Below are 13,521 nucleotides of genomic sequence, written 5' to 3'. Positions count from 1 at the left end.
TGCGCGGGCTGCGGCCGCCGTTGTGGCCGTGGGGGTACCCTCCCGGCCGGAGGCTGGGGCAGCCCCCGGCACCCGTCGCACCCCACCAGCCGGATCGGCCGGTGGCGTGTCCGCGGGCCCCGGCGGTGTCAGTCGATGAGGCCGAGTTTGATGGCGGTGACGACCGCGGCGGTGCGGTTGGCGGCGCCGAGCTTCAGCAGGACACTGCTGACCAGCCGCTTGACGCCATGCTCCGAGATCCGCAGCCGGCGGGCGATCTGCTTGTTGCTCAGACCCGCGACGAGCAGGTCGAGCACCTGGTGCTCACGGGCGGTCAGCCGCACGGTGCGGGCCGGCAACAGGTGTGCCGACTCCCCCGCGTGGCTCAGCAGGCGGCGCCCCAGGCGCAGCGGCATCGGCATCTCGTCGGCGGCGAGCTGCCGCAGCGCGCGGTCGAGCGCCGCGGCGGTCAGCTCCTCGCGCAGCAGGTAACCGTCGGCGGGGAGGCGGGCGAGCGCGCCGTGCGACTCGGCGTCGGCGGGGTCCAGCACCACGAGGGTGCGCAGCCCCGGCTGGGTGTGGCGCAGCCGCCCCGCCGTGGTGTGCCCCGAGTTGGAGCTGGAGAGGATCAGCACGTGGAACCTGTGCTCGGCCAGCGCCCTGTCGAGCGCGTCGGTATGGCCGAACTCCTCGGCGCGCTCGACACATCCGAGGCCGGGGAGCATCGCCTGGAGCCCCAGGCGGAGGAGCTCGGCTTCGACGTGTACGGCGACGGCCAGCCGGACCTCGGTGCGCTCGTCGGTGCCCGGCGTTGCCTGCGTCTCGGTCATGCGGCTCACCCAATCCCCGTGTAGGCCCACCTCCGCCGTCGCGGGTGTGGTCCGGCGCTGCTTGCCGCGAGTGATGATCTCGCAGACTCCCGCCCCAGGGAAGCGAGTTGACCGAGTGAGGGCCGAGGCGGGAGGTGGCTGTCGCGCCGTCCGGAGAGGGCCCCGTGCTCCACTTCGCCGATCGCCCCGTTGCGCCTCTCCCGTCACACTCCTAGCATCCGTGGCGGCCCCTCGTGCGGGCCGTACGTGCGCACACTCGGAACAGGAAACGACAAGCGGAACAGGAAGCGGAACCGGCACGAGGACACCGGCACCGGCAGACGAAGGGCGGGCAGCCGCGTCGTGGACTTCCAGCTGGGCGGGGACCGGGAAGCGGCACGGGAAACCGGCGGGCCGGGAGCGCTGGCCGGACTGCGGGTGCTGGACCTCTCGCGGGTGCTGGCGGGTCCGCTGTGCACGCAGATGCTGGCCGACCACGGTGCCGAGGTCGTCAAGGCCGAGCCGCCGGGTGGCGACGAGACCCGCGGCTGGGGACCGCCCTTCGTCCATGAGGCAGCTGAGGCGGGAGAGGGTGCCGAGGAGCCCGAGAGGGCGGCTCGCACAAGCGCGTATTACCACAACCTCAACCGCACCAAGCGCAACATCGTCCTCGACCTCTCGCGCGCGGAGGGGCGCGCCCTCCTCGGGCGGCTGCTGCGGTCCACCGACGTACTGGTGGAGAACTTCAAGGCGGGCACCCTGGCCAACTGGGGCTACCCGGACGAGCGGCTGAGGGCCCGCTTCCCGGCGCTCGTGCACTGCCGGGTCACCGGCTTCGGCACACACGGGCCGATGGGCGGACTGCCCGGATACGACGCGGTGCTGCAAGCCTACGGCGGGCTGATGAGCGTCAACGGCGAAGCGGGCGGCGACCCGCTGCGGGTCGGCGTGCCGGTGGTGGACATGGTCACCGGCGTCCTCGCGTTCTCCGGGGTACTGCTCGCCCTGCACGAGCGCAACAGCTCGGGCCTCGGACAGCTGGTGGACTGCGCCTTGCTGGACACCGCCGTCGGCCTGCTGCACCCGCACTCGGCCACCTGGCTCGCGGACGGCCAGGTGCGGCCGCGCACCGGTTCGGCTCATCCGACGATCGCACCGTACGACTCCTTCGCGGCGGCCGACGGGCCGCTCTTCGTCGGCGTCGGCAACGACCGGCAGTTCGCCGCGCTCGCCCGGCTGCTGGGCGAGCGCGGACTGGCCCGCGACCCGCGCTTCGCCTCCAACCCCGACCGGGTGCGGAACGTGACAGCGCTACGCGCCCTGCTGGCGCCGCGGTTCGCCCGGTGGCACCGCGCCGAGCTGGCGGCGAAGCTCCTTCACGAGGGCGTGCCCGCCTCCCCCGTGCACGACGTGGCCGAGGCGCTCACCTCCCCGCAGGTGCGGCACCGGGGCATGGTCGTCGAGCACGGCGGCTACCGCGGCATCGCCACCCCCGTCTCGCTCACCCGCACCCCTTCCCAGCGGCCCTCGGCGCCCCGCCCGCCGGGCGCCGACACCGTGGAAGTGCTGCGGGAGGCCGGGCTCGACGAAGACGAGATCAACGCGGCGGTGGCCTCCCGGGCCGTGCGGACGGCGCCGAAGGGGTGAAAGCACCGCCGCCGCCCGTCCCTCTTCCGGCCCGTGGACGGATCACGCACCGCAGTGGGTAAGACGCAGGAAGGACACCGTACTCACCCAACACGGCCGTACCGGGCAGCGCGGACCTCCGCGGCGGCGCCCGGCACCGGCAGATCGGGGCGTGACATGACGGCACCACCACCTGCCTCCGCACCGCGACCCGCGACCACACCTCCCCCCACGTCCCCCTCGATCCCCTCCCCGACGCGCGAGCCCGCGGCACCGGGCGCCGGACCCCGGCGCGCCGCGTCTCACGCCGGAACGGGGCGCGCCGCACCGGGCGCGCCCTACACCGACCCCACCCTCGGCATCCCGGTGTCCACCTCGTGGCGCGGCGAGCCCCGCAACCGGCTGGTGGCCCTCGGCGACTCCCTCACCGAGGGGTTCCAAAGCTGCGCCGTCTTCCGCACCGACCTGTCCTACCCGGCGATCATCGCCCACGAGCTGGGCTGGTCAGCGCAGTTCCGCCACCCCAGCTACGAGGGGTGCGGCGGGCTCCCGCTCAACCTGGAGATGCTGCTGCGCGACCTGGAGGAGCACTGCGGCAAGGATCTCGACTGGTGGGACACGCCGGCGGCGCTCTTCCGGGCGCGCCGGTTCATGGACAAGGTGGAGGACTACTGGGAGCGCGGCGCCGGCTGCGCTCCGGCCACCACCACGGCCGTCAACCACAACCTGGCGGTCTTCGGCTGGGATCTGCGGGACGCGCTGGAGAAGTCGGCCGACGTGTGCCGCAAGATGATCGGCGCCCCACGCGACGACCTGGTGCGGCAGATGGTCGGCAACCCGGGCGAGCGCGCCGCGCTGCGTGCCCTGCCCACCCGCCCACCCGCCGCGGGAGCGCTCACCCAGGTGGGCGCCGCGCGGCTGCTGGGCGAGCAGACGGGCGAGCCTGCGGACCGCGCGGGTTGTGCCGAGGACACGCGGGAGGGGCGAGACGGGCGAGACCCCGACCCCGACCACGGGATCGAGACCCTCATCGTCTTCCTCGGCGCCAACAACGCCCTCTCCTCGGTCATCGAGCTCGACGTCGCCTGGAGCGGCCCCGGCTACGACGACCTGCGCGAGAAGGGCAGGTACACGGTCTGGCGGCCCGAGCACTTCGCCTCCGAGCTGCGGCAACTCGCGGACGAGATCGGACAGGTCCGCGCACGGCACGTCATCTGGTGCGCCGTCCCGCACGTGACGATCGCACCGATCGCGCGGGGCGTGCACGGCAAGGCGGAGCCCGGCTCGCGCTACTTCCCGTACTACACGCGGCCCTGGATCGCCGACGGCGACTTCGACGTGCGGCGCGACCCGCATCTGACGGGCGAGCAGGCACACGACGTGGACGCGGCGATCGACCAGTACAACGACGCGATGGCCGAGGTCGTGCGGGCGGCGCGCCGGGCGGGGCGCGACTGGTACCTGCTCGACACGGCCGGCCTGCTGGACCGGCTGGCGTGCCGCCGCTACTTCGAGGACGAGGCGGCGCGGCCCGACTGGTGGTCGCCGTATCCGCTGCCCCGCGAGCTGCGCGCGCTCGACCCGGTGCCCAACTCGCGGTTCCTGCTCAGCGACGGCGAGCGGCGCAGCGACGGCGGGCTCTTCTCGCTGGACGGCGTGCACCCCACGACCGTGGCCTACGGGATTCTCGCCCAGGAGCTGATCGGGGTGATGCGCACCGCGGGCGTGGAGTTCCGCACCCCCTACGGGGGCGAGCCCAGGACCGACCCGGTGCGGGTGGACTTCCAGCGCCTGGTGCGCCGGGACACGCTCATCAACCGCCCGCCCGCCAACGTCACCTCGGGCCTGCGGATCCTCGGCTGGGCCGACGAGGCGCTGGACGTCCTGGGCCGCGCCCTGTGGTTCGGCCGCAAGGGGAAGTAGCACCGCCGGAGAGAACAGGGGCAGCCGGGCGGGCGGGCCACCCGCGGCCGCCCCGGGCCACGGTGGCCCGGTGCGTGCCGCCACCCGGGGCCACGGTGGCCCGGGGCGTGCCGCCACCCGGGGAGGCCTGCGGGGCGTGCGGGACGCCTGCGGGGAGAGAGCTCAGCTTCCGTTCCCGTGCCGGATCAGTGCCCACGCCAGGCAGCCGAAGGCGGCCGTGTTGCAGACGGTCCGCACGACGTTCCAGCGGATCCACGCGCCCTCGAACCGCTCGCGCAGCTCTGCCAGCCGCTCGGGGTCCCCCGGCAGGCCGCCGGCGTCGAGCGCGTCGTTGAGCGGGACGTTGAATCCCATGGTGATCACGAGGACGGCGAGGTACAGCACGGCCGCCGCCGCGATCCACGGCAGCGTGCCCGTGCTGCCGCCGCCCCACAGCCGCAGCGCTCCCGCGGCGAGGATCAGCACCAGCGACCCGACGAACACCAGCAGGAACCAGCCGTTCAGGATGGCGGCGTTGATCCGCTGCATGCCCTCCACGAACGTCCGGTCCGCGGCCCGCCGCAGCCCCGGCATGACGGCGACGGCGAATCCGTAGTAGAGGCCCGCGCTCACCCCGGTGAGCAGGACGGCCCCCAGGAGTGAGACCCCTTGCAGTGCCCGCACGCCCTTCCCCTCTCTTCACTGATCTTTTCGTTGACGTTCCGGTGCCCCGCACAGCGAGGTGCGGGTACGGCTCCAGCCAACCGGACGGAGGCGCGCGGTCCCATGGCCCGCACGCTCAGGAGGATGTGCGGGCGTCTGCACCGCCACGCGTGGGACCAGTCAGGAAAAAGCGGGACATGACCGGCGTGCCGCACGGGTTCGACAGTCGGATTTTGTCAAGGTCACTCTGCTTCATCTCGGGAGGCGGAGTCGTCCATGCCGAAACTGCTGGCACAGTGCACTGAATGGCGCGGCAGCGAGCCACGGGGGCGGATGACCGTCCTGCATCTCGCTCAGCCCGTCGAGGGCGGCGTGGCACGCGTCGTCACCGCTCTGGCACGGGCACAGGTCCGTGCGGGGCTGCGTGTCGTGGTCGCCTGTCCCCGTGGCGGCACGCTGGAGCGGGACGCGGCCGCCGCGGGCGCACTGACCGCGCACTGGCCCGCGGTCCGCGAACCCGGCGCACGCCTCGCCCTGGAGATGCACGGCGTACGGCGGCTGGTCCGCCGGTTCCGCCCCGACCTGGTGCACGCACACAGCGCGAAGGCGGGGCTCGCGGCACGGCTGGCGCTGCGCGCCCGCGTCCCCACGATCCACCAGCCGCACGCCTGGTCGTTCGAGGCCGCGCGGGGCCGTACCGCGCGGCAGGCCCGCGCCTGGGAACGGTACGCGACGCGGTGGGCTGACCGGGTGCTGTGCGTGAGCGCGGCCGAGCGGGAAACCGGCCGCGAGGCCGGTCTCGACGCCCGCTGGTCGGTCGTGCGCAACGGGGTCGACTTCGAGAAGTTCACCGCCGCCCCCTCGGGCCCGCCGCCACCCGGCGCGCTTCCCCAGCCCGCCGGACCCGCCGCGCTGCGGGAGAGGGCCGGGGCGGCACCGCTGGTGATGTGCGTGGGCCGGCTGTGCGAACAGAAGGGACAGCGCCACCTCTTGGCGGCCTGGCCCCGTATCGCCGCCCGGGTCCCCGGGGCCCGGCTGGTGCTCGTCGGCGACGGACCCGACCGTGAACGGCTGAGGCGTTCGGCGCCGGGCGGCGTCGTGTTCGCGGGCGCGCGGGAGCGGGTGGAGGACTGGTACGCGGTCGCCGACCTGGTGGTACTGCCGTCCCTGTGGGAGGGCATGGCCCTCACCCCGCTGGAGGCGATGGCCTGCGGGCGTCCCGTCGTCGTTACCGACGTGGACGGCTCGCGCGAGCTGCTGCCACCGGGTCAGGAGACCACCTGCCTCGTACCGCCGGGTGACGCGGCGGCGCTGGCCGACACCGTCGCGGCGCTGTGCCTCGACGCGCGGCTGCGCGAGGAGTTGGGGCAGGCCGCCGCCAAGCACGTACACGCCGAGTTCGACGTGCGCGAGACGGCCGCCGCCGTGCTGGAGCTGTACCGGGAGGTACTCGGGGAGCGGTGTGCGCCCGGCGTCCCCGCCGGCCTCTCGGAGGTCCGATGACCACCGACAGCGCGGGCAGCGCGCCGGCCCGGCGGGCCACCACGGACAGCGGCACGGACGCCACGGGCCTCCCCGGCCGGGGCGTGGACCTCCCGGACGGCACCCCGGCCCCGCGGGGAACGGCCGAGCCGGACGAGGCCGCGTCCGCGCCGGTCCGAACCGCTCCCGTCGTACCCCACCCGGTGTCGGGCACGGGCCCCGAGGACGAGGCGGCGGAGCCGTCAGACCCCGCACCCCCGGCGCCACCAGGGCGCGTGCCCCCCGTGCCCCCCGTGCCCGCGGCGCCCTCCGCGCCCTCCGCGCCGTCCGTCAACGTGTTCGCGGTGCCGTCCGCGCGCGGTCCCGTCGCGGTGGGACCGCCCCGCTCCGCGGCCCGGCGGCGCCGCGCCGCGGCCGTGCCACTGGCCGCCTGCGACGCGGTGGGAACCGTCACCGCCGTGCTGGTCTGCGCGGGCGGCCAGGCCGCGCCGCTCCTGCTGGCTTCCACCGGCGCGAGTGTGCTGGCGCTGTGCACGCGGGCGGGCCTGTACCGCCCGTGCCTCGACCCGCAGGCGCTGGACGAACTGCCCGCGCTCGGCGCGCGGGTGGCCGCGGCCTGGTGCGTGGGGGTGACCGTGCTGGCGGTGTGCGGCGGCTCCGACGCGCTCAGCCTGGCCGGCATGCTCGCCGGGGTCGCCCTCACCACCGCACTGGCCTGCGCGGCGCGCGCCCTGGTGCACGGGCTGCGCCGCCGGCGGGGCCGCCGCAGTCCGCGTGCCGCCCTGATCGTGGGGCGCGGCGGGACGGCACGTGCGGTCACAGCCGCCCTGCTGGAGCGGTCACAGTACGGGCTGCGCCCGGTGGCGCTGGTGGAGCCGGCGGCCGAGGACGCGCCGGGCCCGCCGTCCGGCGCGGACGCCTGCACAAATCCGTGCCCGCTGCCGGTCGTCGCCACCCTGGAGGAGGTGGCGCGGCAGGTCGCGCGCAGCGCGGTCCAGGACGTCGTCTTCGTCCGCTCTCCCTGGGAGGAGGCGGACACCGCCGCGCTCGCCGGGCTGCTGGGACGGTACGGGGTGACCGGCTGGCTGGTACGGCCCGGCTGCGCGCTGGGAGCGCACGGCCCGCACGCCTCTCCCGGCGGCGGCCCCACCCCCGACGCCCACCTGTGGGGCTTCAGCTGCCGGCGCCTGGTGCTGGACTGCCCGCGCCCGCGCACCGGTCTGCGCAAACGGGTGCTCGACCTCGCGCTGGTGGTCCCCGCGTTGGTGGCGGCGGCCCCGGTGCTGGCCGCCTGCGCGCTGGCCGTACGGCTGCTGGACGGGCCCGGCGTGCTCTTCCGGCAGGAGCGGATCGGCCAGGGCGGGCGGCCTTTCACCCTGCTGAAGTTCCGTACGGTGCGGCCCTCGGACCAGCACGAGGCAGCGACCCGGTGGACGGTCGCCGGTGACACGCGCACCAGCCGGATCGGCAGGCTGCTGCGCCGCTCCTCGCTCGATGAACTGCCGCAGCTGTGGAACGTCGTGCGCGGCGACATGAGCCTCGTCGGACCCCGCCCCGAACGCCCCTTCTTCGTACGGCAGTTCAGCCAGCTCCACCCCGGCTACGCGCAGCGGCACCGCACGCCTGTCGGCATCACCGGGCTGGCGCAGGTCCACGGGCTGCGCGGGGACACCTCCATCGAGGACCGCGCCCGGTTCGACAACCACTACATCGAGACCTGGTCGCTGTGGCAGGACGTACGCATCATGTGCCGCACCGCCACCTCGTTCTTCCGCCTGGAGGGCCGGTGAGGGTGCTGCCCGCGGGGGCGGGCAGCACGGTTCCCCTCCCGCCGTTTCCCCGGCTCGGGCGGTACGGCCCCGTGCTGCCTCTCGTGGGGACGGTCCTGCTCCTGTGCGCCCCGGCCGACCGTACGAGCCTGGACGGACAGGGCGGTGTCACGCTCGCGGACGCCGCCTCGGGTGCGCTCGTGGTCTGGTGCGTGCTCAGGCTGGTGCGAGGGGGCGGGCGCGCGGCCCCGGGTCCGGTGCTGACCTGGCAAGCCGCGCTCGTGCTCGGCGCTCCGGCCGCGGCGTTCGCCGTCGCGACGATCGCCGCCGCCGACCCCGCCGCCGGGCTGCCCGGGTTCGTGCGCTACCTCCAGTTGTTCGTCCTCGTCCCGGGGGCGGTGCTGTTGTCGCTGCGGGACGCGCGCGACGCGCGGCTGGTGTGCGCGGCGGTGGTGCTGCTGGCACTCACGCAGGGCACGGTCGGTGTCCTCCAGTCCGCCACCGGGACCGGCGCCTCCTACAGGGGCGAGAACGTTCGGGCCGTGGGGACCTTCGGCGCGCTCGACGTGATGGGCATGGCGACGGTCGTCTCCTACGGGCTGGTGACCACACTCGCGCTGGCCCTCGCCCCGCCCGCCGCCGCGCCCCGATGGCTGCGGCCGTGCGCGCTGGGCTGCGCGGTGCTGCTGCTGGCGCCGCTGGCCCTCTCCTACAGCCGGGGCGCGTGGATCGCGACCGCCGCGGCGTGTCTGCTGCTGCTCGCCCTGCGGGGCGCGCGGACGGCGGTGCCCGTCCTCGCCGCGCTGGCGGCCGCCGGGGTGGTGCTGGTCGGCGGCCTGTCGGTGGGCTCGGAGCAGCTGACCGAACGCGCCCGCAGCATCACCGAGGTCTCCTCCTCCCCCGACCAGTCGGTGACCGACCGCTACAGCCTGTGGAGCGCCGCGGTCGGCATGTGGCGTGAGGCGCCCGCGACGGGCGTCGGCCCCAAGGGGTTTCCCGCGCACCGCGACGCGCACGCCTCCCTCGCGCTCTCCTCCGGCAGCGACACGGCGGGCGCCGGGGTGCGCTTCCAGCGCGAGCCGCTGCTGTCGCCGCACAACATGTACCTTCTCGTCCTGAGCGAGCAGGGGCTCGTGGGCATCGTCGCCCTCGTCGGCTCCTGGGCGGCGCTGCTGGTGTGCGGCCTGCGGCGGCTGCGCACCGCCCGCCGCGGTGGTGCGGGCTCCGGGGCCGCCGACTGCGGCATGGTCGCCGTCGGTCTCCTCGCCTGGCAGGGCATCGACTTCCTCTACGGAGACATCGGCGGCCCCTCCACCGTGCTGACCGCCCTCGTGCTGGGCCTGGCCGCCTGGTGGGCGCTCTCTCCCGCCGCGGAAGAGGTCGTCGACGGGGGCTCCACTCGATGACCGACACCGCCCCCCGCCACCCCACCACTTCCCCTCCCGCTGTCTCCCCCTCCGCCTCCCCCGCCCCTTCCGCGGGAACCGGGAGGACGTCGGCGGGCTCGCGGGGCGACACACGGCACGCGTCGGCGGACTCGCGGGGCGACACACAGCACGCGTCGGCGGGCTCGCGGGACGCGCCGGCGACGTCGCGGGGGCGCCCGCCCGGCGAGGCCCCGGCGCTCGGGCGGTTTCTGGCGCGGGCGGCCGCCGTCACGGCGGTGCTCACCGCCGCGGGATCGCTGTTCGGGCTGCTGCGGGACCAGTCCATCGCCCGGCTGTTCGGCGCTGACGCCGACACCGACGCGTTCCTGGTCGCGTGGACGGTACCGGAGTTGGCCTCCACCCTGCTGATCGAGGACGCCATGGCGCTGGTCCTGGTGCCCGCCTTCAGCCTGGCGCTCTCCCGCCGGGCGGCGGGAGAAGCGCGGGCGGACGGCGCGCTGCTGGACGCCCCGGGGACGGACGGCGCGCGCACCGATGACCCCGTGCGTGCGCTGGTGGCCGCGACGCTGCCCCGCCTGTCGCTGGTGCTGGCCGGCGCGGCCGGGCTCCTGGTGCTGGCAGCGCCCCAGGTGGTGCGGGTGCTCGCACCCGGGCTGCCCGACGCCGGTACGGCCGCCGCCTGTCTGCGGCTGACCGCGCTGACCGTCCTCACCTTCGGCCTGGCCGGCTACTTCAGCGCCGCGCTGCGCGCCCACCGGCACTTCGTGGCGCCCGCGGCGATCTACGTCACGTACAACGCGGGCATCATCGCCGTGATGTACGCCGGGCACGCTCTGTGGGGCGTGCGGGCGGCGGCGCTCGGAGTCGCCGTCGGCGGGGCGCTGATGGTCCTCGTGCAGCTCCCGGCCTTCCTCTCCCGGCTCCCCGCGCGCCGCGCGCGCGCCCGCGCCCGCCGCGCGTTCCGGCAGCGCGCCGTCGCCATGCCCGACGGCGGTGCCATGGGGGTCGGTCTCGGAGTCGTGGCGCCTGTCGTCACGTTCGCCGTCAGCCGCCAGGCGCAGGTCCTCTTCGAGCGCTTCATGGCCTCTTCGCTGCCGGCGGGTGCCATCTCGCACCTCAACTACGCGCAGAAGGTCGCCCAGTTGCCGATGGTGCTCTCGCTGATGGTGTGCACGGTGACGTTCCCCGTCGTCGCCCGCGCGATGGCCGACGGTGAGGCGGAGGTGGCCAGGCGGCGGGTCGAGAGGGATCTCGCGCTGGCCGGGATCGTGGTGCTGCTGGGTGCCGCGTACGTGGTCGCCTGCGCGCCGCAGCTGATCGGGCTGCTCTTCGAGCGGGGTGCCTTCGACGCGCGGGACACGGCCGCGACCGCCGCGGTGATGCGGGTCTACACCTGCGGGCTGCTGGGCCACAGCATGGTGGGCGCGCTGGTGCGCCCGTTCTTCTCCGGCAGCCGCCCGCCCTGGTTCCCGGCCGCCGCCATGGGCGCCGGGCTCGCGGTCACCGCGGTGGCGGGCGTGGCGGCGGCGGGTCCCTGGGGCGTGTACGGCATCGCCGCCGCGAACGCGCTGGGCATCACCACCACGGCCGCGCTGCTGCTGCGCGGCCTCGGTGCCCGCGTGGTGGCCATCGACGTGCCCCGGGTGGCGGCCGGGCTGCTGCGGCTGCTGGTGGCCGCGGGCGCGGCCGCCGCCGCGGGCCGGCTCGCCGCCGGCCTGTTCTCCGCGCCGCTCGCCGCCGCGGCCGTCGGCGGCGCCACCGTGCTGGCCGCCTTCGCGGCGGTCGGCCGGCTGGTGGGAGCGCCGGAGTTGCCGTACCTGTTCGCCACCGTCACACGGAGGATCGCCCATGTCCGCTGACACCGGTCCACGAGCGCCCTGGGTGCTGATGTACCACTCGGTCTCCGACTGCGACGAGGACCCGTACCAGGTCACCGTCTCCCCCGCCCGCCTGGAGCGGCAGTTGCGCTGGCTGCGCGAGCGGGGGCTGAGGGGGGTGAGCGTCGGACGGCTGCTGCGGGCGCGCGCCTGCGGGCGGGGCAGTGGTCTGGTGGGGCTGACCTTCGACGACGGTTACGCCGACTTCCTCACCGACGCGCTGCCGCTGCTGCGCCGCCACGAGTGCACGGCGACGGCCTTCGTGCTGCCGGGGCGGCTCGGCGGGGAGAACGCCTGGGACGCGGAGGGCCCGCGCAAGCCGCTGCTGGACGCGGAGGGTGTGCGGGCCGTGGCCGCCGCGGGCATGGAGGTCGGCTCGCACGGGCTGGTCCACACGGATCTGACGATGGCGCAGGCCGCCACCCTGGAGCGGGAGACCGCGCACAGCCGCAGCCTGCTGGCCGAGCTCACCGGGACGGCACCCGACGGTTTCTGCTACCCGTACGGCACGCTCGACACGCGCGCCGTCGAGGCCGTGCGGGCCGCCGGATACGCGTACGCCTGCGCCATCGACCCGGGGCCGTTGACCAGTGTGCACGCGCTGCCCCGCGTCCACATCGGGTCCCGTGACACCCCGGCGCGGCTCTACCTGAAGAAGGTGCTGCACCCGCTGCGCCGCCGTCCGCTGCCGGCACAGGGTGCCGGGGCGCCGAGTGCGAGCGGTGCCCGCCCATGAGAGTGCTGCACCTCATCACGGGGCTCGGGGTGGGCGGCGCCGAGGAACAACTGCGGCTGCTGCTGCGCAGGTTGCCCGCGCACGGGGTCGACTGCGACGTCGTCACGCTCACGGAGCCCGGCAGCGTCGCCGAGGGCATCCGCGCCGACGGCACCAGGGTGACGCACCTGGGCATGGGCGGCAACCGCGACCTCGCCGCGCTGCCCCGACTGGTGAGGCTGGTGCGGGCGGGGCGGTACGACGTGGTGCACACCCACCTGTACCGGGCCTGCGTGTACGGGCGGATCGCGGCGCGCCTGGCCGGGGTGCGCACCGTCGTGGCGACCGAACACTCGCTCGGCGAGGGCGTGCTGGAGGGCCGTCCGCTCACCCCCGCCGTCCGCGCCCTGTACCTGGCGACCGAGCGGCTGGGCACCACGACCGTCGCCGTCTCCGCCACGGTCGCCGCGCGGCTGCGGCGCTGGGGCGTCCCCGCGGCACGGCTGTGCACGGTGCCGGGCGGCATCGACGCCGACCGCTTCCGTTTCGACGCGGCCCGGCGCACCCGCGTACGGGGACTGCTGGGCCTGGCGCCCGACGCCTTCGTGGTCGCCGGTGTGGGCCGGCTGGTCCACGGGAAGCGCTTCGACGCGCTGGTGGACGCGGTGGCGGCGGTACCGGGGACGCGGCTGCTGCTCGCGGGCGACGGACCGCAGGCGGCGGCGCTGCGGGCCCGCGCCGAGGCGGCGGGCGCGGCCGCCCGTGTGCGGCTGCTGGGAGAGTGCGCCGGCGGCCCGCACGACGGCACCGGGCCCCGTGACGGCACAGGGCAGGGCAACGGCACCGGGCGGGACGGCGTCCCGGACGTGCCCGGCGTGCTGGCGGCAGCGGACCTGCTCGTCTCCCCTTCCGACGAGGAGTCGTTCGGACTGGCCGTCCTGGAAGGTCTCGCAGCGGGGCTGCCCGTGCGGTACGCGGCATGCCCGGCCGTGCAGGACCAGCCGCCCGAACGGGCGCCGGGGGCCCGCAGGTTCACGCACGCGCCGGGTGAACTGACCGCCGCCCTGCGCGAGGCGCGGGCGGCGCACCTGGCCGACCCGCGCAGGCTCCCCGTGCCCGATGTCGTCCGGGAGTACGGCATCGACCGCTGCGCCGCACGCCTGGCCGACGTCTACCGGACCGCGCTCGGCCTGCCGCCCGCCCCCGCCGCCGGTGGCGAGGCCGGGCGACGCCGCCCCTCGTCCCCGCACCGCACGGCATCCGCGGCGGCCCCCGCGTCCGCACCCGCACCCGAGCCCGCCCCCCGATAAC

General features: G+C 75.7%; 10 protein-coding genes. 8 read left to right on the top strand and 2 right to left on the bottom strand.

Going from position 1 to position 13,521, the window contains the following annotated elements; all coding sequences use genetic code 11:
• Positions 1 to 128: 128 nt before the first annotated feature.
• Positions 129 to 809: a helix-turn-helix transcriptional regulator gene (locus tag MMF93_RS29775; RefSeq protein WP_242756264.1), complete on the bottom strand. Its 681-nt coding sequence runs from the start codon at positions 807 to 809 to the stop codon at positions 129 to 131.
• A gap of 246 nt (positions 810 to 1,055) precedes the next feature.
• Between MMF93_RS29775 and MMF93_RS29770 the strand changes: the two genes are divergently transcribed.
• Both MMF93_RS29770 and MMF93_RS29765 read left to right on the top strand, forming a co-directional pair.
• Complete coding sequence (locus MMF93_RS29770; RefSeq protein ID WP_242756263.1) at positions 1,056 to 2,435, top strand: CaiB/BaiF CoA transferase family protein; 1,380 nt, start codon at positions 1,056 to 1,058, stop codon at positions 2,433 to 2,435.
• 345 nt (positions 2,436 to 2,780) lie between these two features.
• Positions 2,781 to 4,337, top strand: a complete 1,557-nt coding sequence (locus tag MMF93_RS29765) for a hypothetical protein (protein ID WP_242756262.1) — start codon at positions 2,781 to 2,783, stop codon at positions 4,335 to 4,337.
• A gap of 162 nt (positions 4,338 to 4,499) precedes the next feature.
• On the opposite strand, the gene MMF93_RS29760 is transcribed toward MMF93_RS29765, so the two are convergent.
• A complete protein-coding gene (locus MMF93_RS29760; RefSeq protein ID WP_242756261.1) occupies positions 4,500 to 5,000 on the bottom strand; it encodes an anthrone oxygenase family protein in 501 nt (166 codons plus the stop codon).
• Positions 5,001 to 5,255: 255 nt separating this feature from the next.
• Here MMF93_RS29760 and MMF93_RS29755 point away from each other — a divergent pair, with 255 nt between their 5' ends.
• From MMF93_RS29755 to MMF93_RS29730, 6 genes are read left to right on the top strand one after another with little or no spacing between them, the layout of a single operon-like run.
• A complete protein-coding gene (locus MMF93_RS29755; protein ID WP_242756260.1) occupies positions 5,256 to 6,482 on the top strand; it encodes a glycosyltransferase family 4 protein in 1,227 nt (408 codons plus the stop codon).
• Positions 6,479 to 8,251 carry an exopolysaccharide biosynthesis polyprenyl glycosylphosphotransferase gene (locus MMF93_RS29750; RefSeq protein WP_242756259.1) on the top strand — a complete coding sequence of 591 codons (1,773 nt, stop codon included), beginning with the start codon at positions 6,479 to 6,481 and terminating at the stop codon, positions 8,249 to 8,251. Before MMF93_RS29755 ends, MMF93_RS29750 begins: the two co-directional genes overlap by 4 nt.
• Positions 8,248 to 9,636, top strand: coding sequence for an O-antigen ligase family protein (locus MMF93_RS29745; protein ID WP_423835551.1), 1,389 nt, complete (start codon positions 8,248 to 8,250; stop codon positions 9,634 to 9,636). The genes MMF93_RS29750 and MMF93_RS29745 overlap by 4 nt, the downstream gene beginning before the upstream one ends.
• Positions 9,633 to 11,477: a lipid II flippase MurJ gene (locus MMF93_RS29740; protein WP_242756258.1), complete on the top strand. Its 1,845-nt coding sequence runs from the start codon at positions 9,633 to 9,635 to the stop codon at positions 11,475 to 11,477. Before MMF93_RS29745 ends, MMF93_RS29740 begins: the two co-directional genes overlap by 4 nt.
• Positions 11,467 to 12,231 carry a polysaccharide deacetylase family protein gene (locus tag MMF93_RS29735; RefSeq protein ID WP_242756257.1) on the top strand — a complete coding sequence of 255 codons (765 nt, stop codon included), beginning with the start codon at positions 11,467 to 11,469 and terminating at the stop codon, positions 12,229 to 12,231. Before MMF93_RS29740 ends, MMF93_RS29735 begins: the two co-directional genes overlap by 11 nt.
• On the top strand, positions 12,228 to 13,520 hold the full coding sequence (locus tag MMF93_RS29730; RefSeq protein ID WP_242756256.1) for a glycosyltransferase: 1,293 nt from the start codon (positions 12,228 to 12,230) through the stop codon (positions 13,518 to 13,520). Before MMF93_RS29735 ends, MMF93_RS29730 begins: the two co-directional genes overlap by 4 nt.
• The last annotated feature ends 1 nt before the right edge of the window (position 13,521 follow it).

Origin of the sequence: Streptomyces tubbatahanensis (assembly GCF_022699385.1) — a bacterium.
In the GTDB taxonomy this organism is placed as follows: Bacteria; Actinomycetota; Actinomycetes; order Streptomycetales; family Streptomycetaceae; genus Streptomyces; species Streptomyces diacarni.
This window is presented reverse-complemented; position numbering and strand designations above follow the sequence as displayed.